This is a genomic window from Larkinella insperata (assembly GCF_026248825.1).
Lineage (GTDB): Bacteria > Bacteroidota > Bacteroidia > Cytophagales > Spirosomataceae > Larkinella > Larkinella insperata.
Genome location: NZ_CP110973.1, coordinates 5,231,545 through 5,254,909, shown reverse-complemented (window position 1 = coordinate 5,254,909; position 23,365 = coordinate 5,231,545). Strand labels below are relative to the sequence as shown.

Below are 23,365 nucleotides of genomic sequence, written 5' to 3'. Positions count from 1 at the left end.
AGCCTGCAAAGGTAGCAAAGTGTAAAGGATTTCTCGTTACCTTTGTCGTTATGGAGTTTACCGAAAATCCCTGGAAAACACTTACTTCAACGATTGCTTACGAAAATAATTGGCTGAAAATCAGACACGAGGAAGTCGTAACGCCGTCGAATACGCCCGGAATCTACGGGGTTGTCAGTTTCAAGAACAAGGCCGTTGTGGTGGTGCCCATTGATCAGGAAGGGTACACCTACCTGGTGGGTCAATACCGGTATCCGCTTGAAGAGTATTCCTGGGAAGTTCCGGAAGGAGGAGCGCCCATCGGTACGGACATGCTCGAATCGGCCCGGCGTGAACTCAAGGAAGAAACCGGGCTGGAAGCCGAAAAATGGACAATGATTGGCCGGATTCACACGTCTAATTCGGCGACCGACGAAGAAGGGTTTCTCTACGTGGCCGAAGACCTCAAACAGGGGCAGCACGAACCCGAAGAAACTGAACAATTGCAAATCCGGCGGGTTTTACTGGCAGATGCCGTTCAGATGGTGATGGACAACCAGATAACCGACGCACTCAGTGTCTGCGCCCTGCTGAAAGTGGCGCGGTTGAAACAGATTTGAGAGTACAATGATTTTAGCGATCCTTTACGGTTTAATTGCGGGAATTTTACTTTGTCTGACGTTTGGAACCGTATTTTTTTCACTCCTGCAAAACAGCGTTGACAACGGCTATCGGTCCGGCATCAAGATTGCCTTCGGCGTGGTGGTGTGCGATGCCATTTTTGTCGTCTGCGCCCTGTTTGGCACGGCCTTTCTACCCAAAGTTGAGGGATTTGAGATTTACCTGACGCTGTTCGGCGTCGTGCTGCTCCTGGCGATGGGGGTTGCCAATCTATTTAAAGGAACTCCGCGTTTGGCGTACCCCAAAACCCGGTTTGGTAATTTTCTCTATTATTTCTCGACGGGTTTTGTCCTGAATGCCATCAACCCGATCAATTTTATCACCTGGGTTACCCTGGCGGCTTACCTGACCAACTCCCTGCACTACAGCCCGGTCGAGCGGTATGTCTTTATGATGGCTAGTCTGGTCGGAATTTTTTCCACAGAATCAGCCTTGGCCGTCTTTGCGCACAAGCTCAAACGGTTTTTTACCCCCAGAGTGGTGCTGACTTTCAACCGGGTAACCGGCATTGTCTTTATCTTTATCGCTTTGCAACTGGCCTGGACCCGGCTCTACGATCCGCTGGTTGCGCTTCTGAAGTAGGCGGTTCGCTATTGGCAAAGGCCAGTATGGTAGCTAGCCCCGCACGTAGTGCGGGGCTAGCAAAAGCACATCTTGGAGGGGTGAAGGGAAACCTGACTAGCGGACCGCGCTGCCTACAGTTCCCGAATGGTCTGGGGTTCAATGCCCTGGGTGTTGAGGAAGCCTTCCCAATCGCCAACCAGGTTCTTCTTCAAGACCCGTGGGAATTTGTTCTGGCCGCCCAGCTTGCCCTTCGTTTCCATCCATTTGTAAAAGGTCGACGAAGGCAATACCGTCACGAAAACGTCCTTGAGAGCGTGCCGGCGTTCAACGGCGTAGTCGTCGTTCAGTTCCTTCAGTTTGGCGTCGATCAGGCTTTTTAAAACCGTTTCATCGACCGACTCGTCGGTGCCAATGTACCAGTGGTGGGCAAACAGGTTGTCGTGCGAAATACCGGCCACGGTAAATTCCCGAACGTTTATTTTTAGTTCGCGTGAGGCCAATTCGACGGCTTTGTTCATGTTGTCAACCGAGAGGTGTTCCCCGCACAGACTAAGGAAGTGTTTGGTCCGGCCGGTTATGACAATCTCGCAGCGTTTTTTGGAAACAAACCGGATGGTGTCACCAATCAAATACCGCCAGGCCCCCGAAACCGTCGAAATCAGCAGGGCGTATTCCTTCCCCTCTTCCACTTCGTCGATCATCAGCGTCTGCGGTTTGGCCACCACCTCGCCGTCGGCGTTGAAGTTTTCGTCGTTGAAAGGAATAAATTCAAAGAAAATGCCGTTGTCCAGCACCAGTTGCATCCCTTCCGCATCGGGGTGGCTCTGGTAGGCAATGAAGCCTTCCGAGGCCAGGTAGGTCTCGATGTAGGTAATCGGGTGGGCCAGCAACCGTTCAAAGCCCTTGCGGTACGGTTCGAACGAAACCCCACCGTGGCAAAACACCATCAGGTTCGGCCAGATGTCGTGAATGGTCTTGACCTTGTAGTGGTCAATGATTTTCTCCATCAGTAACTGAATCCAGGCCGGCACACCCACCACAAAACCAATGTCCCACTGTGAAGCCTGCTCCGTAATTTCGTCCAGTTTCAGCGCCCAGTCCTGTTCCTGGGCAATTTCTTTGCCCGGTTTGTAGAATTTCTGAAACCAGAACGGAATCTGTTTGGCCTGAATACCGCTCAGGTCGCCCTCGAAATGGTTATCCCGGTAGCTGAGCCGGGTGCTGCCGCCCAGCATCAGCATTCCTTTTTCGTAGAGCTGAGAGGGGAGGTGCTGGTAGCGGCTCAGGCTCAGAATTTGCCGAATGCTGGTCTTCTGAATCGCTTTGGTCATGGCTTTGGTCACCGGAATGGATTTCGAGGCCGCTTCCGAGGTGCCGGAACTCAGCGCGAAATAGGTAACCCGTCCGGGCCAGCAGACGTTTTTTTCGCCCTTGATCGAGCGGTGCCACCAGTCTTTGTAAATCTTGTTGTAATCGTAGATGGGAACGTTCTCCTGAAACTTCCGGTAAAACTCCTTGCTCTCGTCGAAGAAGGCGGCATTTTCTATGTCTTCAAACTGAAACGCCTGCCCAAACTGCGTGTAGCGGGCTTTGCCGATCAGTTTGATAAAGGTTTTCTTCTGTAATTTCAGAGGATTCAGTTTTTTCCGTCGGACCACGTTGGTCAGCGAAATTCCTCGTTTCAATAAGCTTCCTAAAAAGGCCATCGGTCAAGTGGATTTAGGATGATGGGTGGGTAGGTTCGGCGGCTGGCGAATCCTGAAGCGTCTGCGCACGCTCGTTGATGTTCCAGCCTTTGAGCGTCTCTATGTTTTTGTAATCTGTCAGATCGAGCTGGCAGGGCACTACGGACGTACAGTTTTGCGACAAGGCGTATTCGTCGGTGTCCTCACCGGTATCGTTGTTGACGAACTTACCCGCCATCCAGAAATAATTCCGGCCGTAGGGGTCTTTGCGCTCGTCGAACTCTTCCAGCCAGCGGGCGTCGGCTTGCCGGCACACCCGGATTTCGCGCAGGGGCTGGTCGGATTTGGCCGGGAAGTTGACATTCAGCGCTACGCCCTTCGGAATGCCGTTTTCGAGCGCGTGACCGGCAATTTTCAGGATATGATCGTGCGTGTGCGTAAAATCGGCGTCGTGGGCATAATCGCACAGCGAAAAACCGATGGCCGGAATGCCCTCAATGGCCGCTTCGATGGCCGCCGACATGGTACCCGAATAAAGGACACTGATCGAGGTATTGCTGCCGTGGTTGATGCCGCTCACCACCAGATCCGGAACCCGCTCTTTGAGGACGTAATGCTTGGCCAGTTTTACGCAGTCGGCGGGCGTACCGGAACATTCGTAAGCGGGCGTACCCGGAAACAGGTCGACTTCGTATAGGCGTAGGGGGGAAGCAATGGTAATGGCGTGTCCCATTCCCGACTGCGGGCTGCTGGGGGCAACCACCACAACGTCACCCAGTTGTTTCATCAATGTTACTAAGGTTCGAATGCCGGGGGCATTGATGCCGTCGTCATTCGATACCAAAATCAACGGTTTTTGTTCCGGCATGGTAATCGTGTTTGCGTGTTTACTGAATGTCAAAGGTAAGCAATAATGAAATGGGAATAGCCTGTTTGCGGCTTTTATCGCTCCGGTAAACTACTTTTGCCGTACTAACTTGTTCATTCTATGTTGCATGAATTGCGGACGGCCACCGTGGCCGATATTAATGCCATTATTGCCTTGCAGGAAAAAATCTGGGAGCCTACCTACCGCGCCATTCTCGATCCGGAACAGATTCAATTCATGTTTCAGGCCATTTATGCTGAGGAAGCGCTGCGGGATCAGATGGAAAACCAGCAGCACGAATTTGTGCTGGTCTATTCCGATGGGCAGTTGACCGGTTTTGCTTCGTATTCTCAGAATACCGCCGAGCCCAGCGGGTTTAAGCTGCACAAAATCTACGTGCTGCCCTCCGAGCAGGGCAAGGGAACCGGGCGGCTTTTGCTGGATGAAGTCGTTCGCCGGTGCCGGGCGGCTGGGGCCGATCGGCTGTACCTGAACGTAAACCGGTACAATAAAGCCCGGCAGTTCTACGAACGGCTGGGCTTTCGGGTGATCCGGGAGGAAGACATTCCCATCGGACCCTATTGGATGAATGACTTTGTAATGGAAAAAGAATTAGTGGCTCATTGACGCCTGCTGGCTCCGGTAACCCAGCAAGGGCGAGTAGCCGCGGGTTTCTTTGGCGTAATACCCGGTACCGTCGTACGGGCGCAGATTCGGGTCGGCCTTGCATTCGTTCCGGCAGGTGCCCTGGTGTTCGTCTCCGCAGTTTTCGCAGAGCGTCACGTGGTTGTTGCAGGCCGGGCTGGCGCAGTTGATCATCCGGTCGGTGGGGGAACCGCAGCGGTAACAGGTCGCAATAACGACCGGATTTACCTGGTTGACCTCCACCGCCACCCGGTTGTCGAACACGTAGCATTTGCCGTCGAAATCTTCCCCACCGGCTTCAAGCCCGTATTTGATGATGCCGCCGTGCAGCTGGTAGACGTTCTCGAAACCCTGATCGATCAGGTAGGCGCTGGCTTTTTCGCACTTGATGCCGCCCGTGCAGTAGGTAATCACCTTCTTCTTTTTGAGGTGCTTGATTTCTTCCATGTGCTGGGGTAGCTCCCGCAGGTTCTCCATGTCGAAGGTAATGGCACCCTTGAATTTCCCGACGGAATGCTCGTAGTTCGACCGCATGTCGATCAGCACAACATCCTCCTCGTCCTTCAGTTTTTTAAAATCTTCGGGTTCGAGGTGAATACCCGTGCGGACGAGCGGATCAACCGGCAGATCGGAGTTGACGATCTCGTTTTTCAGCCGAACGTTCAGTTTCTGGAAGGCGTGTTCGTCGGATTCGTCCACTTTAAACTCCAGACTGTCAAAGCGCGGGTCGGCTTTGACAATCCGCATGTATTCCTCGCAGTCGGCGGGCGAACCCGATACCGTGCCGTTCAATCCTTCAGGGGCCACGATGATTCGGCCCAGCAAATTCAGGCGAATGCAGAGCTGGTGGTGTTCATCCCGAAACTGCTCGGGGTTTTCAATGGTTGTATAGCAGTAGTATAATAAAACGCGATAGGGCTTCATAAGGTAATGGATGCCTGTCTTCGGTAAACACACAAAGATACAAAAAGTATCCCTGACGAGCACGTTGGGTTTAAATCAGGCGCTTATGCACATTGCGATCACGGGTAATATCGGGGCCGGCAAAACCACGCTGGCCACACTACTGGCCGCTCATTACGGCTGGGATGTTTTGAAGGAAGCCGTTGAAGGGAATCCGTATTTGGTTGATTTTTATGAAGATATGGCCCGCTGGTCGTTTAATCTGCAAATCTTTTTCCTCAACAGCCGGTTTGAGCAGATGCTGGTCATTAACGAAGGCCGGGGGTCGGTGGTGCAGGACCGGACCATCTACGAGGATGCCCACATTTTTGCCCGGAATCTGCACGAAAGCGGCCTGATGAGCCCGCGGGATTACCAGACCTACCGGCGGGTGTTTGAAAACATGCTGGCCCTGGTGCACCCACCCGACCTGATGATTTACCTCCGCGCCGGGCTGCCGAAACTCCAGGAGCGGATTCGGATGCGGGGGCGGGCGTACGAACAATCCATCAGCCCGGATTACCTGGCCAGTCTGAACCAGCATTACGAAGCCTTCGTGGGGGAATACACCGCTGGGAAGCTGCTGATTCTCGAGGTGGACACCCTGGATTACGTCAACAACCCGGCTGACTTGAAATCGGTTATTGCCGAGGTAGACCGGTTTGTGTTGTAAAACCGGACGGGTGGGCCGGTTCTATCCCCGAAAAATGGTGGCCCGCCCACCCGTAATCAGTTTGTCAATCAGCAAGAAGCCGCTTTACCCCAAGACCTCCGCTTTCATTTCGTTTTCGTCCAGCGGCTGCATCAATTCCTGGATCTCTGCTTTGGTCAGTTCCGGGTTGATCCAGCGTCGTTCTTCCGCGTGGCTGATCATCAGCGGCATCCGCTTTTTGGTGTTGTGAATGTATTCCATGAGCGGGTTGGCCGGGGTGGTCACAATGGAAAACGTGTGCTGCCCTTTCCAGACCGAGTAAATACAGCCCAGCGCAAACGGTTTGCCGTCCGCCATCGTGATGAAATACGGTATTTTCTCCTTTTTTTCGTGCCGCCACTCGTAAAAACCGTCCACCAGCAGCAGACAACGTCTGGACCCGATGCTGTCTTTGAACGAAGGTTTTTCAAAAATAGACTCTTCGCGGGCGTTCAGCGTCATTTTCGCCAGTTCGTCGGCCTTATCCTCTTTGGCCCAGGTTGGAATCAACCCCCATTTGAAAAGCTGAATTTCGTCCGGATTTTCCTGCGAAATGACGGGCAGCAGGGGATGCGCGAATCCGGAGATTTTTGCGGAAGGAGTATACCCTTCATTTTGCGGGTCTTTGTTGGACACCTTAAATGCTTTTGCCAGTTGGCTAATTTCAGAAATTACATTAACAGAATAGCACATAATGTGGATCAGGGGGTTATGTAAACTAAAATACGAAAAAATGAGCAGTTAGGACCAATTTTTGTTAGCCATGACCTAGTAATTATTCACATTCCCATTGGCAAGGGGCGTGAATAAAAGTTGTGTCAAACGAATTGTCGGCCCTTTCATGAAATCACTTTTTACCGCGCTGCTGTCCATCCTGCTGTTGTACCATTCTGCTGAGGCTCAGCGTGGTTCTGTGCGTTTCAGGCACATTACAACGAATGAAGGGCTTTCGCAGAGCAATGTTACCAGTATTCTCCAGGATCGACAAGGGTTCATGTGGTTTGGTACGGTCGATGGATTAAACCGCTACGACGGCTATTCGTTTACAATTTACCGCAATGACCCGGCCCGGCCCGCCAGCCTGAGCGATAATTACGTCCGAACCCTTTACGAAGACCGCAAAGGGAGGCTGTGGATTGGGACCGACAACGGCGGGCTGTGCATGCTGGACAAAGCAACCGGGCGCTTCATCATCTACCGGCACGATAAAAACCGTCCCCAGAGTCTGGGCAGCAACAGCATAATGGCCATTACGGAGGACCAGCAAGGCACCCTCTGGCTCGGAACCGACAACGGCCTGGACCGGTTTAACCCCGACAGTCGGACGTTTGTGCACTACCCCCCGCAGCCCGGCAAACCCGGAGGCCTGAGCAACGGGGTTATTCGGGATGTGCTGGTCGACCGTACCGGGCAGTTGTGGGTGGCTACATTCGGAGGTGGCCTGAACCGGTTTAATGCCAAAACCGGCCGGTTCCACCGGTTTGAAAACCGAACAGACAATCAAACGTCGCTGAGCCACAACACCCTGAAAAAGCTGTTTGAAGATTCGAAAGGGCGGCTCTGGATTGCCACCGAGGGGGGAGGACTCAACCGGTTGAATCCCGATCAGCAAACGTTTACCCGGTATCTTCACCAGCCGGGGGAGCCTTCTTCCATCAGCCACAACGACCTGAATTCGCTGGGCGAAGATGTCAACGGCAATCTGTGGGTTGGTACGGAAAATGGCGGGATCAGTGTTCTCCACGCAGACGGCACCTTCACGCGGTACCAGTACGACGAAAACAATCCGCACGGTGTCAACGACGCATCCATTTACGCCATCTACCGGGACCGCAGCGGAAACCTGTGGATTGGGACCTACAACCGGGGCATCAATTTCGTGGACCGCGTACCGGATGCATTTGGCCTTTACCAGCGGGAAATCAACAACCCCAACAGCCTGAACAACAAAAATGTGATGGCGATTCTGGAAGATCGGGAAGGAAACCTGTGGATGGGGACCGACGGGGGCGGCCTGAACGTCCTGATGAAAGCAACCGGGCAATTTGTTCGCTACAAACACAGCCAGACAGATCCGGGGAGCCTGGGCAGCAACTTTGTAATGAGCGTTTATCAGGACAGCGACGGCGACATCTGGGTGGGAACCTACAAAGGCGGGCTCAGTCGGTGGCAGAAAGCAACCGGCCGGTTTACCAACTTTACCCTCACCAACCGGGCCGACGGTCTCAGCCATGAAACGGTTTGCACCATTACGGAGGGGAAAAAAGGCCAGATCTGGCTCGGAACGTTGGGCGCGGGCATCAGCCGGTACGACAAACAAACGGGCCAGTTCACCCATTTTCGCCCCGATCCATCGCGGCCCGGAAGCATCAGCCAGCAGTACATCAGTTCGCTGTGCTACGATCGCAGCGGGATTTTGTGGGTTGGAACCGAAGGGGGCGGCCTGAACTGGTTTCACGACGAAACGGGCACCTTCACTGCCTTCAAACAAAGTCGCACCGATCCGAAGAGCTTAAGTCATAACTTCATCAACTGTCTTTACGAAGATCCCCAGGGTCTGTTGTGGGTTGGAACCAACGGCGGCTTGAACCGCTTTGACCCCAAAACCCGCTTGTTTACCGCGTACCGGCAGAAGAACGGCCTAGCCAACGACGTCATTCAGGCCATCAGCCGCGACGGGCAGGGCAACATCTGGCTCAGCACCAACAGCGGGTTATCGCGTTTCAATCCGAAAACGGAAACGTTCCGGAATTACAACGCAGGCGACGGCTTGCAGGAAGGAGCTTTCAACCGGATGGCCGTTTACCAATCCGACCGTGGGGTGCTGTACTTTGGTGGCATCAACGGCCTGAATTACTTCAACCCCGGCCGAATCCGGGACAACCCAATCATCCCACCGGTGTACATTACCAGCTTACAGGTCTTCGATCAGCCCGTGCTGCTGCGGTCCAGTCGGATGACGCTGGCGCACGATCAATCGACGGTTACGTTTGAATTTGCGGCTTTAAACTATTCCCTGCCCGAAAAAAACCTGTACACCTACAAGCTGGAAGGATTCGACCGGCACTGGAGCAGCAAATCCCATAAACGTACGGTTACCTACACCAACCTGGACCCGGGCGAATACAGCTTTCGGGTGAAAGCGTCCAACAACGACGGCATCTGGAACGAGCAGGGGACGGTTTTCCGGATCATCATCAAGCCGCCGTTCTGGCAAACCTGGTGGTTCCGGATCACGGCGGGGGGGCTCCTGGTGGCGGGTGTCTATGCCTTTTTCCGGCTGCGGACCCAGTCGTTGAAAGTCCAGAAAAGGAAACTTGAGAAAATTGTCAGGAATCAGACGGCGAAGGTTCATCTTCAGAAAGAAGAACTGCAAACCCAATCGGAGCACCTGCAGGCCCTGATCGAAGAACTCCACGAGCAACGCGTGCAGGAACAGAAAGCCCGGGAAGAAGCTGAAAAGGCCAACAAAGCCAAGAGTGTCTTTCTGGCTACGATGAGCCACGAGATCCGGACGCCCATGAATGGGGTGCTGGGGATGGCGTACCTGTTGAAGGAAACCGACCTGCACGACGATCAGGTTGAATACGTGGAAACCATACTCCAGTGCGGGGTCAATTTGCTGGGAGTGATCAACGACATTCTTGATTTTTCAAAGATCGAATCCGGGAGTATGGAACTGGAGTCGAGCGATGTCGATTTGCGGCATTGCGTGGAAGATGTGCTTGATCTGTTCGCCAGCAAAGCCGCCGAAACCGGGCTGGATCTGGTGTATCAGTTTGAGTCCCAGGTTCCGTTGCAAATAGTTACCGACGGCTTGCGGCTCCGCCAGGTTCTGGTCAACCTGGTGGGTAACGCGGTGAAATTCACCCATAAAGGCGAGGTTTTTATCCGGGTTGACGTTCAGCAGCGGATCAGCGACCAGGAACTGGAACTGGTGTTTCAGGTACGTGATACGGGTATCGGAATTTCGGAGGACAAAATACAGCGGCTTTTCAAGGCCTTTTCCCAAGTTGATTCGTCCATGACGCGCAAGTACGGCGGCACCGGCCTGGGGCTGGCCATCAGCGAGCGGCTGGTCAAACTAATGGGCGGGCAAATCAGCGTCGAAAGCCAGGAAGGCTGGGGAACGACGTTTTCCTTTACCATTCGCTGCCAGATCAGCCAGCAGTCAAAACGGCATTACATCCTGTTGAATACCAACGATAACGACGGGAAGCGGGTGCTGGTGGTCGACGACAATCAAACCAATCTGGTGATTTTGAAGACGCAGCTCGAACAGTGGAAGCTGCAACCCGTTACAGCCTCGTCGGGTCGGCAGGCGCTGACCCTTCTGGCGGAAAATTCGTTCTTCCAATTGGTCATAACCGATATGCAGATGCCGGAGATGAACGGTGTTGAACTGGCCCGCAACATCCGCGGTCGTCACCCCCGGCTTCCGATTATCCTGCTGAGTTCCATCGGTGAAGAAACCCGTAAAGCGCATCCGGGACTCTTTTCGGCCATCGTTACCAAGCCCATCCGCCAGCAGCAGCTTTTTGACCTGGTCCAGCAGCAACTTAAACACCCCGGCGAAAATCCACCCTCGGTTTCCCGCCCGTCGCAGCAACAGTTGAGCAATACGTTTGCCGTGCAGCATCCGCTGGACATTCTGATTGCCGAAGATTATCCGGCCAATCAAAAGCTCATTCTCAGCGTGCTGCACCGGTTGGGGTACCAGCCGCATCTAGCCCAGAATGGAGCTGAAGCGATTTCCATGCTCAGCCAGCAACCGTACGATGCGATTCTGATGGACGTGCAGATGCCCGAAATGAACGGGTTGGATGCCACCCGCCACATCCGTCGGCAAACGGGTCGCCAGCCGGTTATCATTGCCATGACCGCCAACGCGATGGCCGAAGACCGGGAAGAGTGTCTGCAGGCCGGTATGGACGATTACATCTCCAAACCCATCCGGCTGGATGTGTTGAAAACCGCCCTGGAACAGGCCGCATCCCGGCGGTAAGGTCGTCCTGATACCAAGAAAGCCGCTGATGCAACACGCATCAGCGGCTTTCTTGGTATCAGGGGAAAAGGATTCCGGATTACTTCAGGGCTTCTTTCAACTCGGCAGCGGCAAAATTCTGCGCCTGTTCGGCTTTCTGCACCACCGCGTTCGTTCCGAAAAACTCGTGGGTGGTGCCTGCGTAAAACTCGTATTTTGCTTTTACGCCCACGCTCAGGAATTTTTCGTAGAGCAGTTTTCCTTCCGTTTGCAGTGGATCGATCTCTGCGGCAATGATGGTAGCGGGCGGTAAACCGCTCAGATCGGCAACATCTACGAGCGAAATCCAGGGCGTATCGCCGTCCGCGGGCGTTTTGAAGTATTTATCCACGAACCACTCGATCAGCGGTTTGTCCAGCGGCTTGGCGTTGGCGTAGTCGATGTAGGAAGGCGTGTTCAGGTCGTTGTTGGCAACCGGATAAACCAGCAACTGGTGTTTGGGCAGGGCAATGCCGTTGTTGCGGGCCATCATGCAAACCCCCACCGACATATTCCCCCCGGCGCTTTCGCCCGCAACGGCAATTCTCGATGCATCCCCGCCGATGGAAGCGGCATTGTTCAGTACCCACTCGTAGGCTTTGTAGCAATCCACGTGCGCCGTGGCAAATTTATTTTCGGGAGACAAGTGATAATCTACCGAAACCACCAGGGCGCCCACTTTCTCCGCCAGGGCCTTGGCCGATGATTCGTACACTTCCGGGCTGGCGAGCACCCAGCCACCTCCGTGGTAATACACAATCACCGGCAACATTCCGGCCGCGTTGGCTGGTTTATAAACCACCGCCCGTACCTGCGTAGCGCCCGAACCGGGAACCGTGATTTCGCTGGTGGTCACGTTGGGCATGGGCGGCTGCTGGCCTTTCTTCGCCAGCAACGACAGGACCGCGTCTTTTACGGTCGGTTTTTTACGGGCTTCCTCGACCGATAGCTGCCAAAGCGGAGTGGGGTTCAGCAGGGTCAGTTCATCGATCACTTCCTTCATTTGCGGATCAAGCTTGGCCATCCAGTCCGTCGGTGTTTCGGGCGGGGGGGTAATGTCGTGATCTCTCAGGCAGGAGCTGAGCGAATCCAGCAGGGCCACAACCAGCAGGTACGCCAAAAAAGGGTGGGTATGTTTAGAAAAGAGTTTCCAGTTCATTCCGGATTTTTGTAACCACAGCAGAAAGGGTGTGAATCGCTTCATAGATAGTTGTGACGGGTTGTAATTGAATTTGCCCTATCTACGTAGTAGCACCGGTCGACGGATTTAAAAATCCGGCTGAATGAGGCTATGGCCCATAAACAAACAAAATAACGAAAAAGCGGTTGAACGGACGACTGATCCCGGTGGTGCAAAAAACAGAAACCGCCTTTGCGGGGCGGTTGCGGGTCACTTTGGAATGAGGGAAGATTATTTTTGTGTCCACGGAGGGATTCGAACCCTCACACCTTTACGGCACCACCCCCTCAAGATGGCGTGTCTACCAATTCCACCACATGGACAAGTATACGGCGTTTTTTGTGGTTGCAAAAGTAGAGATTTGCCCGAAAAAAACAAAGATCGTCCTCAGATTCCCTAAAAAATGAAAAAACGCATGAGTAAGGACGCCGGGGTAATTTGCTTTAACCCATGGACGTATAGCGGACAACCCGGCGCGTAACACGCTGGTTTTCCCGTGGTTCCGGTCCATAGAAACCGGCTCGTTCATCATAGGTTAGCACTGAACCTGGCTCTTCTCCCGACAGAGGAGCCAGTGTTTTTTTTACGGACGGAGCGGAAGCAACAAGAGAACAGAACTCATTTTCGACCCGAAAGCGCCGCTTTTCGGCCCGTTCTCTTGCCTGATTCGCACCCCGGCCGACTATTCCTCTTCTTTCAGCAGAACAACCAGCTCGTCAATGGCTGCGCGGATGTTGTCTCGAACGTCCAGAATGGACGCTTCCATCATGTAGCAGGGGGCGGTAATGATCCGGTTTTCGCGATCCACCGCAATTTCCCGGACGGTTTTCATTTCGGCCCGCTGGCCCAGCGAGGTAATACCGGCCGCAATCCCGCTGATTTCGTAGGGGCTGTTCTCTTCGTTAGTGCCGACAGTCAGGGTGGCGCTGATTCCGCTTCCTTCCAGCGCCTTGGCGATGGTGGTGGGGCTCATGCACAGGCCGACAATCGGTTTTTTCTGTTCGACCAGGTCAATAATCAGTTGTTTAACGGGTTCCAGAATGTCGCCCTGCGGCCCCTCAAACGCCCACTTTGTAATGTTTTTGGCCGTCCCAAAACCGCCCGGCATCACCAGCGCATCCAGTTCGTCGATGGTTAGGCTGGCCAGGTTTCGGATGTTGCCGCGCGCAATCCGGGCCGATTCGACCAGAACATTGCGGGTTTCCGGCATTTCTTCGCCCGTCAGGTGGTTGATAACATGGTGCTGGTCAACGTCCGGCGCAAAACAAATGGTTTCGGCACCCACTTCCGCCAGGGCCAGCAGGGTCAGGACGGCTTCGTGGATTTCGGTACCGTCATAAACGCCGTTGCCGTGCAATAAAACGCCAATTTTCATGGATTCGGGGATCTTAATTCGTCGATTTTTGGGGGAAATTTAGCTAAAAAGTTGTAACTTCAACGATTCATTTCAACCTTCGTTTTGGCGAAACTGATTCGTCGGAACACTTATTTAATAGAAAGCTAAATCGTAATATGGCACTGGAATTAACTGGGAAGCTGCTAAAAGTTCTGCCCGAACAGTCGGGGCAGGGAAAGAACGGGACCTGGACCAAACAACAATTTGTAATTGAAACCATCGATCAGTTTCCCAAGCAGATCTGTCTGATGGCCTGGGGCGACAAAACCGGTGATCTGGCCCAATTTGCCCCCGGCGACACCCTGCGCGTTGCCATTAGCATTGAATCCCGGGAATACAACGATCGGTGGTATACCGATGTGCGGGCCTGGCGGATTGAGCCGGCCGAAGGAGGAGAAGCCATGCCGGCCCCAACGGCGGCTCCGCGTCGTTCGGAAGCCCCGGCCCGTCCGGCCGCTAGCAGCCAGCCGCTGACTTCCTTTGAAGATGATGATAATGCCTTGCCGTTCTAAGAACGGAAAACCCGTTCGGGCGGTTGATTCGGAAGAACAACCGCCCGAATTATAGATGGTCAAATAGCTTGGCCATGCCCTCGTTGATTACCTTCTGAAGCTTCTCCGGCTTTTTGGGAAGAATCCCCTCCACCACGCCCTGCCAGACCATTTCATTCCGCTTGGGATCGACCAGGTGGACATCCACCGTTCCCTGCCGGTACTGGCCGACCGGAACCTCCTGACTGCGCCAGCTGTAGCGCCGTTGCCCGATGTAAAACGGCGGATCAGTTCGGATGTTGGTTTCGCGGGTTTGCGTTTTCTCATCAACGGCAATGCCGATGTTCATCATTAAATCCGGCTGCGTATCGACCCGGCGGAGGCCCTTGCGCACCAGTTCGGATTCAATGGACTTTTTAAGTGCATCAATCTGCGACCGGTAAAAACCGCTCTGCGGAATATCACCCGTCGATTCGATGTCCGAAAAGGCAAAGGTGCGGTAATTGGTTAGGGTGAAATTTGGAGCAGGTTCGGTTTTAACAACCCGGACCGAACTGCAGCCGCCCGTTGCCAGCAGCAGGCCAATCAGGCCCAGATAATGAAGTATTTTCATGGAGTCGGCTTCACAATGATTCGTTACAACAACGGTTTCGCCGGCAAAAGGTTGGAGGAGGTACGGCAATGGCCTGAAAACAAAAAATCCCGCTCCTATAAAGGCTGCGGGTTTGATGCTTGGCCGGTGTAATGGATGAAGCTACAACGGGGTTTTATTTTGGTGATCCGGCTGGGATTCGAACCCAGGACCCATACATTAAAAGTGTATTGCTCTACCAGCTGAGCTACCAGATCGGTTGTCGGAGCCATCGTCCGGCGCGGTACACGCAGGACAGCAGAAATGGCCAGACAGTTATTTTTTGGTGATCCGGCTGGGATTCGAACCCAGGACCCATACATTAAAAGTGTATTGCTCTACCAGCTGAGCTACCAGATCGAAAAAGGAGAAGATGAAAAGAAATGATATATACCGTAACCTTTCTACTTTTGCCTTTTGTAATTTTGAGCTGCTTCCCAAAATTGCGATGCAAAAGTACCTGTTCTAATACGAAAATGCAAGGTTCTGCTCTAAAATTGGCCTATTTTTTTTCACTGGTGTTCCTGCTGGGGGGTCTAACCAGCCTCGCCGGAACGGGTTCGGTGAGCCTCTATCAGGCTGATTCTCTGTTTGCTGCCGGTCGCTATGAGCCCGCCGTAAATGCGTACGAATTTCATTTAAAAAATGGCTACAAACCGACCGATCCGATGCTGCTGAAGCTGGCTTACGGCTGGGAAAAGCAGGGGGACGTGGCCAGAATGCTCTATTATCTGCAGGTGTATTTCGACCGCCGGCCCGACGAAGCCGTTCTAAAAAAGATGCACGAGGTGGCCATCCAAAACAATTTGCGGGGCTACGAAACCGACGACCTGAACTATTTTTACCTTTTCTACAAGCAGTACGGTCTGTACCTGACCGTCGGACTGGTCCTGCTGGGCACGTACGCGTTCGGGATATTCTGGATGAAGCACCGCAACCGCGAAGCTTCCCGGCGTCGGCATAAGGTTATTGTGCTGGCGTATCTGACGGCCTTGCTGCTGCTGATCAACCTGCCGGAAGGGTATCAGTCCGGTATTGTCAACCGCGACCGGGTTCTGCTCCGGCGCGACCCATCAGCCGCTGCGCCGGTAGCCGACGTTATTCAGCGGGGCAATAAGGTCAACATCCTCGGCAGCCAGGACATCTGGCTCCGCGTCTTCTGGAACGACGGGCTGTATTACATCCGCCGGGATGCCGTTTGGGAAATCTGAAATCGGCGGAGAGTCGGCCTGAAAGGAGACAAAAAACGGGATGGTTTCCGGGGTGATACCGATCCGTGTCACCCCGGAAACCATCCCGCTACCAACGTCTTTTACCGGTTGAGCGGAGAATCTTTTTCTTTCGCCAAGGTTTTGTAGACCATGCGGTCGGTGAAGGCGGGGAAGAGTTTATTCAGGAAAACAACCAGTTTTCCCTGGGTCGTCAGTATAAGGTCCCGTTTCCGGCGTCTGACGGCTTTTAAAATGTGGTCGGCACATTCTTCCGCGCTCATCATTTTGCTTTCGTCACGGACCGTTTCACCCGCAACCTGGCCTTCGCTGTTGAGGGCCGAGTACCGGATGTTTGACGTGGTGAACCCCGGACAGGCCACCAGCACGTGAACCCCCGAATCCAGTATTTCGGTGCGGAGCGCTTCCAGAAAGCCGTTCATGGCAAACTTCGAGGCCGAGTAACCACTCCGGACCGGTAACCCCCGGTAGCCCGCGATGGACGAAATCCCGACAATGGATCCCTTGGTTTTCAGGATATGGGGCAGGGCGTAACGAGTCGCATATACCGTTCCCATGAAGTTGATATCCATCACTTTACGGATAACGTCGGGTTCCATGTCCAGCACCATCGAGCGCATCGTGATGCCCGCGTTGTTGATCAGAATGTCCAGCCGGCCGTACCGCTGAATGGTGGTATCGATGAGCGCTCGGACGTCTGCTTCCACGCTCACGTCGGCCTGGAGACTTACATTCTTAATACCGCTTTGGGTTAATTCCTGGCTGACCGTTTCGAGCGATTCAACGCGCCGGGCGCAGATGACGATAATGGCCTGTTGGCGACCAAACGCAAAAGCCAGCGCCCGGCCAATACCCGATGAAGCCCCGGTGATCAGTACTACTTTATCTTTCATGAACGACGAAAAAATGCTTTGGTAAGAACGGGAAAGACCGTTGGATGATTATTTGCTGCTTTTATAAGAAACTTGGCTACTAAAAAAGTTATGTGTCTATTGCCTGTCTGATTTTGTAGAGAATTACGGCAAAGTTAGTATTATTGCGGTGCAATCTGGACCATTCAACATTCACGATTTATGAAAAGAACATTTGCGTATCTGATGACGGCTTTTCTGGCAACGGCCCTGGCAGTGACATCCTGCTCACCAATTAAAGATGCGCCTGACAAGAAAGATACCGTTGAGTTTGAGGGAGCATTGGCCGGTAATTGGGTACTTCCCAGCAACGGTTCATCAGCGACCGGAACCTTTACCGGAACGTATAATAAAGTCACTAAGTCACTGAGTTATACCATCAATTATACAGGAATTACGCCCACCGGCGGTAGCATAAACCTTGCACCCGGTGGCCCGGGAACCAACGGGGCCAGCATCGCTACGTTTACGTCATTGAACAGTCCGATCAGCGGAACGATTAACTTCACCCAAAACCAAAGCTCGGAACAAGCCCAGGCTTGGGAAAACGCGTTGATGGAAGAACGGATGTATGTAAACCTGACAACTACGCAGTATCCGGCGGGTGAAATCCGGGGTAACATCATGCGCGCTCCGATTTCCAACGACTAATTTGGAGCCATTCGATCAGATTTTAACGGACGGTTCAACCCTGCTACTAGGACATTTTAACCTTCCAGATAAGCACCATCAAAAAAGCGACCTCAACTGGGTCGCTTTTTTGGTTTCGTTGCTTTTACCGCTTACCGCAGGACCGTAACCAGGCCTTTGTAGGATCGGTTCGTGTATTTGATCAGGTAGTAATATTGGCCCGGCGGATAGTGCCCCGCATCCCACTGAAAATTCCGGTCGGTGGAGGAAAACACCGCTTTGCCCCAGCGATTCATAATGTCGACCCGGCGAAACTGGTCGGCGCAATTGTCCAGCGGCAGGTTCGGAACGCTGAAAAAGTCGTTTTTACCGTCTTCGTTGGGCGTAATGACGTTGGTGATCGTGATGTTGTAATCCACGGGAATGTCCTTGACCACGAACGTAACGCGGGTGGTGTCGTACTGCGTTGGGCAACTGCTGTCCTGCGAAATGAAATCGAGTTCGTAGGTGGCTTTTTCCTGGCCCTGTAAAACCGGACAGGTGGGCTGCCAGGCAAACGATGAGGTCAGCGGACTCGGACCGGTTTTTTCTTCAAACTGCATCCCCAGGCTTTTCCAGTCAAAGTTATTGCCAACGGCCGTAAGCTTCAGAACACCCGGGTCGGGGTCTTCCCCAATCACGTCAAAGCGAACGGAGGCCGGCAGCGTATCGCCGTGGGTCATGGTAAGTTCAATCACGGGCTGATCCAGGGTGGTTTTGACGGTGGGAGGTCGGTTGGGTTCCGGCGTTGCCTTGAGCCGCACCGTCACCGTATCGCGCTGGTTGCGGTTGCAGCGGGTGTCGGTCACAATGAAATCAACGACGTACTCCTGGTTTCTGACCTGATCGCACTGCGGGGTCCAGTTGAACACCTGACTCACCGAACCCTGACCCGAAACGGCGGCAAAGCTCATGCCGACCTGAGCCAGGTTAAAGCCCCGCCCAACGGCCGTCAGGGTAAGCATGTCCTGATCCGGGTCGGTGCCGTTAACCCGAAACTGAAGCGGTTTTCCGGTCTGTACGGCAGTCTGGTTGCCCGGCAGGGTAGTCTGCACATCCGGTTTTCGGTTCAGCTCCGGGGCCATTTCCACCGTAATGGTCAAGGTGTCTTTCAACCCCTGCGGACAGCCTTCGTCGGTGGCCAGAATGGCCAGCTTCAACTGTTTTCCGTCGGCCAGGCACTGATCGAAACAGACTTTGGTTTTCACGGTATCCCCCTTAAACCGGATCAGAACTTCGGCGGGTGAAAACGTGATTCCCTGCGCGGGCCCCTCCAGAACCGACATCTTGACCCGTTGGTTCGGATCCAGGTCGGTGATGAACAGGTCGAGGCAGTTGGCGTTTTTGTCGTTTATTTTTAATACCGTGCCTTCTTGGTAAAAATCGACCTGACCGGTGGGCCGCATGGCCAGTGCGGGCGGGTTGTTTTTCTGGCAGTCGATAACTTTAAGCTGGAAATCGCGCCGGACCATCCCGATGCGCTGCCAGTTGCCCGAGGCATTTTTGCGGTATTCCTCCACCAGCACGCAAAAGGCGAACAAGCCCACCTCGCCCGCCGTGACCGTCAGCATTCCGGTTCGCGGATTGACCCGCAACGGGGCCGGTCCCGGAATGGCCCGGTCCTGGTTGAGGCCGCTCGTCCAGCGAACTTCCGGATACGCCGAACTGGGCATGGCCACCTGGGGGCGCGGATTGCCCGCCGTGCTAAAGCCGTTTAGCGGGGTGACGAGCCGGTACGCCAGGCTGTCGCCATCGGCATCGGATGCTCCGAAATCAAACGAAAAAGGTTGGTTGATGCAGATGTAATCGCCCTGGACGGTACGGAAGGAGGGCGATGAGTTGATAAAGTCGGCTCCATTGCCGGTTCGCTGGGCCGGAAATTCCAGGTAAAAAGTAGAACCGGCGTTGCCGGGGTTCTGAATGTTGCTGATGGAGTTGTTGCGGCAGCAGCGCTCCCAGACCATGTAATACCCGCGGGGATCGTTAAAAGCGTTTAACGTAAAAATCACCAGCCCGGAATATTTCAGCAGCCGGGTCCGGAGGGTCGGCAGGGCGCATTCGGGTTTGGTGTAATTGACGTACTGCGACGACACCATGGGCAGGTCAACTACCCCGATAAAGGCATTGTCGCTCTTGCGGTAAATGAAGACGGAAACGAAAGGGTCTTCGGCACCCGGGTTGCCGTTCAGATCGTCGAAGTAGAGGTTAAGGTTGATTTGATGGGTATACGGATTTTGGTTGGTGAGCCGTTTCAACTCCAATTCTCCACCAACGATGTGCGTGGCCGAAGCCGTTAAAGCCAGCCCAAACCAGCACCACACAAGCCAACTCCACCAGACTGTCTTCCGATAAAACTGTTTCATTCAAATACGAATAGGGTTGTTGAAACCAAAATACGGTGCTTAATTTACAGAATTTATTAGAGTTTATTATGTCAGGAAAGACCCAAAAGAAGACACAACGGTTGCAAGCTGTTCGCATTGATGACGTTGCCGCCGAGGGAAAGTGTCTGGTTCGTACGGAAGAAGGAGTCATATTTGTAGAAGGTCGCCTGGGTGGGCCGGTAGCCGCGCCGGGCGACGTGGTCGATCTGCGGATTGTCAAACAGAAAAAGCAGTACCGGGAAGCCGTCGTTGAAAAAATACACAGTTACGGACCCAGCAGGGCCGAGCCGTTCTGCCCACACTTTGGCACCTGCGGAGGCTGCAAGTGGCAGCACATCCGGTACGACGAACAATTGCGTTTCAAGGGCCAGCAGGCCGCCGACCACCTGAGCCGCATCGGTAAGGTGCAGTTGCCGCCGGTACTGCCAACGCTGGCGTCCGCCGAGACCCGGTATTACCGCAACAAACTCGAATTTACCTGCGCCGACGGCCGCTGGATTACGGAAGATGAAATTCGTTCGGGTACATCGGTCGACAAACGGGCGGTTGGCTTCCACATTCCGAAGCGTTTTGATAAAATTTTACCCATTGTGCATTGTTTCCTCCAGCCCGACCCGTCGAACGCTATTCGGCTGGCGGTGGCAGCGTATGCTTTTGAGCACGGGCTGACGATGTACAACCTGAACACACACGTCGGTTTTCTGCGCACGGTGATTATTCGCACGGCATCGACGGGGCAGGTGATGGTGAACGTGCAGGTGGCCGAAGACCGTCCGGAAGAACTCAAGGGGCTGATGGAGATGTTGAAACAGACTTTCCCGCAGATTACCTCGCTGAATTACATCCTGAACCAAAAGCTGAACGACTCTTACCAGGATCAGGAAGTGATCCCGTATTGGGGCAAACCCTACATCGAGGAACAGATGGACGCAGGCAGCGGCCAACCCTTAACGTTTCGGGTGGGGCCGAAATCGTTCTACCAGACCAACGCCGGCCAGGCGTTCGAACTGTACAAGATTACGCGGGAATGGGCGGGACTGACGGGTTCGGAGCGGGTCTATGACCTGTATACCGGCACTGGCACCATTGCGTTGTTTGTGGCCCGCCAGGCCCGTCAGGTGCTCGGTATCGAGTACGTGGAGTCGGCGGTGGAAGATGCCCGCGTCAATGCTTCGATCAACGGCATTCAGAACGCGGAATTTCTGGCGGGAGATATGGGGAAAATCCTGACCCCGGCGCTGTTTGATCAGTACGGCAAACCGGATGTGGTGATTACTGACCCGCCCCGCGCCGGAATGGACGAAGCCGTCACCCGAAACCTGCTTCAGGCGGCTCCCCAGCGCATTGTGTACGTGAGTTGCAACACCGCCACGCAGGCCCGCGACCTGGCCATTCTGGATGAATTGTACGAAGTAAAAGCCGTGCAGCCCGTTGACATGTTTCCGCACACGCATCACGTCGAGAATGTCGTGAAGCTGGAAAAGAGGAATTAAGAATTAAGAGTTAAAAGTGAAGAGTTAAATGCGTCAGCCAATTCTTCACTTTTAACTCTTAATTCTTAACTCAAAACGGTGTTTCCTGTTGGGAGGGATCGACGAAGCCGAAGTTGGTGAAGCCGCCCCCGCCCGGGTTGGGCGAATTGAGGTTGTTGGCTTTGCTCTTGACGATGCCGCCCTGACTTTCGAAGGATTGGGCGCCGGAAAGCTTGGGATCAAAGCCCGCCGACGGACCGCTGAACGGAGCCGGTGACTGTTGCGGCATAAAGAACGAGTCCAGGTCGGCAAACTTGGTGTATTTGCCCACGAAGCGCAGCTGAACGGTGTCCAGCGAGCCACTCCGGTTTTTCGCAATAATCACTTCACCCACGCCCGAAACCGAGTTGCCGTTTTCATCGGCGGTAATGCCGTAGTATTCTGGGCGGTACAAAAAGATTACCATGTCGGCATCCTGCTCGATAGAACCGGATTCCCGAAGGTCGGAGAGTTGCGGTTTCTTGTCGCCACCCCGGGTTTCGACGGCCCGGCTCAACTGCGAGAGCGCGATTACCGGCACGTTCAGTTCTTTGGCGAGGTTCTTCATCGCCCGAGAAATCGAGGCAATTTCCTGCTCCCGGTTTCCACCCATCTTCCCGGAGGTATCGCCCGACATGAGCTGGAGGTAGTCGATAACGACCATCTGAATGTCGTGCTGGGCTTTCAACCGGCGGCACTTGGCCCGCATTTCCAGAATCGAAAGGGCGGGGGTGTCGTCGATAAAGATGGGGGCTTCGGTCAGCCGCTGAATTTTATGGTGGAGCTGCGCCCACTCGTGCGGGGCCAGGTTTCCTTTCTTGATTTTTTCGCTGTCAATTTCGGCTTCGGCCGAGATAAGCCGGTTGACCAGCTGCACCGACGACATCTCGAGCGAGAAAATGGCGACGGCCTGCCCGAAATCGACGGCGGCATTGCGGAGTGCGCTGACGACGAAGGCCGTTTTACCCATACCGGGACGGGCGGCCAGAATGATCAATTCCGAACGTTGCCAGCCGGAGGTTAGCCGGTCGAGGGCACTGAAGCCGGACGGAACTCCCGTCAGGCCATCCTTCATGTTTTTCTTCTGCTCCAGTTCGTCCAGCGCCTGCCGCATGATGGTGCCCATGTCGGCGTAGTTCTTCCGGATGTTGGACTCCGAAATTCGGAACATCGACTGTTCAATCCGGTCGAGCAGGTTAAAAACGTCGGTAGTGTCCTCGTAGGCGTCCCGCTGGATTTCGTTGGCCACGGTAATGAGCGCCCGTTTGATGGAGGCTTCCGCGATGACGCGGGCGTGGTATTCGATGTTGGCCGCTGAGGTTACCCGGGTCGTGAGGTCGGTAATGTAACCGCCACCGCCAACTATTTCGATCTCGCCATTTTTACGCAGTTGCTGCGTAACCGTCAGCATATCAACCGGTTCGGCGTTGCCAAACAGCGTGACGATGGCGTTATAAATTCGTTGATTGGCTTCTTTGTAAAAACTTTCCGGCTTTAGGATGTCAATTACGGCGGAAAGAGCATCTTTCTCGATCATCAGGGCGCCCAGCACAGCCTCTTCCAGATCGACGGCCTGCGGTGGCAATTTTCCCAGACCCGTGGGCGTGAGCATGTGGTTTACACCATCGGACATACTGCGCCGATTGCCCATGTAAGGGGTCTTCCGGAAATTAGAGTTGGTAGGACGTTCGTTCTCCATTGCACTGCAAGTATAGCCAATCCTTGGTAGAATGAAAAGGCAACTGGTCGGTCCTCAGCGAAGGTGTGGCGGGAAACGGGAATAGTAAGTTCTTGGCTCTAAAGTACATATTCTTAACGGCCTGTCTGAAAAAAAAAGAAAAAAAGATGGTCGTTTTAGCGTACGGTTAGCGGTGAATCTGTCCGA

Annotated in this window: 19 protein-coding genes and 3 tRNA genes; 9 read left to right on the top strand and 13 right to left on the bottom strand. The window is 53.9% G+C overall.

Annotated features, from left to right (window positions below; translation table 11 throughout):
- The first annotated feature begins 50 nt into the window (after positions 1 to 50).
- Together OQ371_RS21160 and OQ371_RS21155 are read left to right on the top strand one after the other, a co-directional pair.
- Positions 51 to 599: an NUDIX domain-containing protein gene (locus OQ371_RS21160; RefSeq protein ID WP_265990323.1), complete on the top strand. Its 549-nt coding sequence runs from the start codon at positions 51 to 53 to the stop codon at positions 597 to 599.
- Positions 600 to 606: 7 nt separating this feature from the next.
- The gene (locus OQ371_RS21155) at positions 607 to 1,242 is read left to right on the top strand and encodes a LysE family translocator (protein ID WP_265990322.1); all 636 of its coding nucleotides are present in this window, start codon (positions 607 to 609) and stop codon (positions 1,240 to 1,242) included.
- Positions 1,243 to 1,355: 113 nt separating this feature from the next.
- Here the strand turns inward: OQ371_RS21155 and OQ371_RS21150 are convergent, their stop codons facing one another.
- Positions 1,356 to 2,930 carry a GH3 family acyl-acid amido synthetase gene (locus tag OQ371_RS21150; RefSeq protein ID WP_265990321.1) on the bottom strand — a complete coding sequence of 525 codons (1,575 nt, stop codon included), beginning with the start codon at positions 2,928 to 2,930 and terminating at the stop codon, positions 1,356 to 1,358.
- Positions 2,931 to 2,943: 13 nt separating this feature from the next.
- On the bottom strand, positions 2,944 to 3,777 hold the full coding sequence (surE, locus tag OQ371_RS21145; protein WP_265990320.1) for a 5'/3'-nucleotidase SurE: 834 nt from the start codon (positions 3,775 to 3,777) through the stop codon (positions 2,944 to 2,946).
- A 120-nt stretch (positions 3,778 to 3,897) separates the two neighbouring features.
- Here surE and OQ371_RS21140 point away from each other — a divergent pair, with 120 nt between their 5' ends.
- Entirely contained in the window at positions 3,898 to 4,404 is a 507-nt protein-coding gene (locus OQ371_RS21140) for a GNAT family N-acetyltransferase (protein WP_265990319.1), read from the top strand.
- Here OQ371_RS21140 and trhO read toward each other — a convergent pair.
- Positions 4,390 to 5,346 (bottom strand): oxygen-dependent tRNA uridine(34) hydroxylase TrhO, encoded by a 957-nt coding sequence (gene trhO / locus OQ371_RS21135; protein ID WP_265990318.1) that lies wholly within the window; start codon positions 5,344 to 5,346, stop codon positions 4,390 to 4,392. The two genes, OQ371_RS21140 and trhO, sit on opposite strands and share 15 nt — an antisense overlap.
- A gap of 85 nt (positions 5,347 to 5,431) precedes the next feature.
- Between trhO and OQ371_RS21130 the strand changes: the two genes are divergently transcribed.
- Positions 5,432 to 6,037: a deoxynucleoside kinase gene (locus tag OQ371_RS21130; protein WP_265990317.1), complete on the top strand. Its 606-nt coding sequence runs from the start codon at positions 5,432 to 5,434 to the stop codon at positions 6,035 to 6,037.
- Positions 6,038 to 6,121: 84 nt separating this feature from the next.
- On the opposite strand, the gene OQ371_RS21125 is transcribed toward OQ371_RS21130, so the two are convergent.
- Positions 6,122 to 6,748: an SOS response-associated peptidase gene (locus OQ371_RS21125; RefSeq protein WP_265990316.1), complete on the bottom strand. Its 627-nt coding sequence runs from the start codon at positions 6,746 to 6,748 to the stop codon at positions 6,122 to 6,124.
- Between the two features lie 148 nt (positions 6,749 to 6,896).
- Here OQ371_RS21125 and OQ371_RS21120 point away from each other — a divergent pair, with 148 nt between their 5' ends.
- Positions 6,897 to 11,060 (top strand): hybrid sensor histidine kinase/response regulator, encoded by a 4,164-nt coding sequence (locus OQ371_RS21120; protein WP_265990315.1) that lies wholly within the window; start codon positions 6,897 to 6,899, stop codon positions 11,058 to 11,060.
- A 79-nt stretch (positions 11,061 to 11,139) separates the two neighbouring features.
- Here the strand turns inward: OQ371_RS21120 and OQ371_RS21115 are convergent, their stop codons facing one another.
- The 3 genes from OQ371_RS21115 to elbB form a co-directional block, all read right to left on the bottom strand.
- The gene (locus tag OQ371_RS21115; protein WP_265990314.1) at positions 11,140 to 12,282 is read right to left on the bottom strand and encodes an alpha/beta hydrolase; all 1,143 of its coding nucleotides are present in this window, start codon (positions 12,280 to 12,282) and stop codon (positions 11,140 to 11,142) included.
- A 216-nt stretch (positions 12,283 to 12,498) separates the two neighbouring features.
- Positions 12,499 to 12,581: transfer RNA gene (locus tag OQ371_RS21110), tRNA-Leu, on the bottom strand.
- Positions 12,582 to 12,940: 359 nt separating this feature from the next.
- Positions 12,941 to 13,633 carry an isoprenoid biosynthesis glyoxalase ElbB gene (gene elbB / locus OQ371_RS21105; RefSeq protein ID WP_265990313.1) on the bottom strand — a complete coding sequence of 231 codons (693 nt, stop codon included), beginning with the start codon at positions 13,631 to 13,633 and terminating at the stop codon, positions 12,941 to 12,943.
- Between the two features lie 137 nt (positions 13,634 to 13,770).
- Here elbB and OQ371_RS21100 point away from each other — a divergent pair, with 137 nt between their 5' ends.
- Positions 13,771 to 14,166, top strand: a complete 396-nt coding sequence (locus OQ371_RS21100) for a DUF3127 domain-containing protein (RefSeq protein WP_265990312.1) — start codon at positions 13,771 to 13,773, stop codon at positions 14,164 to 14,166.
- Positions 14,167 to 14,215: 49 nt separating this feature from the next.
- Here the strand turns inward: OQ371_RS21100 and OQ371_RS21095 are convergent, their stop codons facing one another.
- The 3 genes from OQ371_RS21095 to OQ371_RS21085 form a co-directional block, all read right to left on the bottom strand.
- A complete protein-coding gene (locus OQ371_RS21095; protein ID WP_265990311.1) occupies positions 14,216 to 14,758 on the bottom strand; it encodes a DUF4136 domain-containing protein in 543 nt (180 codons plus the stop codon).
- 160 nt (positions 14,759 to 14,918) lie between these two features.
- Positions 14,919 to 14,994 (bottom strand) — tRNA-Lys (locus OQ371_RS21090).
- 66 nt (positions 14,995 to 15,060) lie between these two features.
- Positions 15,061 to 15,136: transfer RNA gene (locus tag OQ371_RS21085), tRNA-Lys, on the bottom strand.
- 116 nt (positions 15,137 to 15,252) lie between these two features.
- On the opposite strand from OQ371_RS21085, the gene OQ371_RS21080 reads away from it, so the two are divergent.
- Positions 15,253 to 15,987, top strand: coding sequence for an SH3 domain-containing protein (locus OQ371_RS21080; protein ID WP_265990310.1), 735 nt, complete (start codon positions 15,253 to 15,255; stop codon positions 15,985 to 15,987).
- A 101-nt stretch (positions 15,988 to 16,088) separates the two neighbouring features.
- On the opposite strand, the gene OQ371_RS21075 is transcribed toward OQ371_RS21080, so the two are convergent.
- A complete protein-coding gene (locus OQ371_RS21075; RefSeq protein ID WP_265990309.1) occupies positions 16,089 to 16,898 on the bottom strand; it encodes an SDR family oxidoreductase in 810 nt (269 codons plus the stop codon).
- A 180-nt stretch (positions 16,899 to 17,078) separates the two neighbouring features.
- On the opposite strand from OQ371_RS21075, the gene OQ371_RS21070 reads away from it, so the two are divergent.
- Positions 17,079 to 17,567, top strand: a complete 489-nt coding sequence (locus OQ371_RS21070) for a CHRD domain-containing protein (protein WP_265990308.1) — start codon at positions 17,079 to 17,081, stop codon at positions 17,565 to 17,567.
- Positions 17,568 to 17,698: 131 nt separating this feature from the next.
- On the opposite strand, the gene OQ371_RS21065 is transcribed toward OQ371_RS21070, so the two are convergent.
- Positions 17,699 to 19,948, bottom strand: a complete 2,250-nt coding sequence (locus OQ371_RS21065; protein ID WP_265990307.1) for a T9SS type B sorting domain-containing protein — start codon at positions 19,946 to 19,948, stop codon at positions 17,699 to 17,701.
- A gap of 68 nt (positions 19,949 to 20,016) precedes the next feature.
- On the opposite strand from OQ371_RS21065, the gene rlmD reads away from it, so the two are divergent.
- A complete protein-coding gene (rlmD, locus tag OQ371_RS21060) occupies positions 20,017 to 21,462 on the top strand; it encodes a 23S rRNA (uracil(1939)-C(5))-methyltransferase RlmD (protein WP_265990306.1) in 1,446 nt (481 codons plus the stop codon).
- Between the two features lie 70 nt (positions 21,463 to 21,532).
- Here the strand turns inward: rlmD and dnaB are convergent, their stop codons facing one another.
- Positions 21,533 to 23,179 carry a replicative DNA helicase gene (gene dnaB, locus OQ371_RS21055; protein WP_265990305.1) on the bottom strand — a complete coding sequence of 549 codons (1,647 nt, stop codon included), beginning with the start codon at positions 23,177 to 23,179 and terminating at the stop codon, positions 21,533 to 21,535.
- Between the last annotated feature and the right edge of the window lie 186 nt (positions 23,180 to 23,365).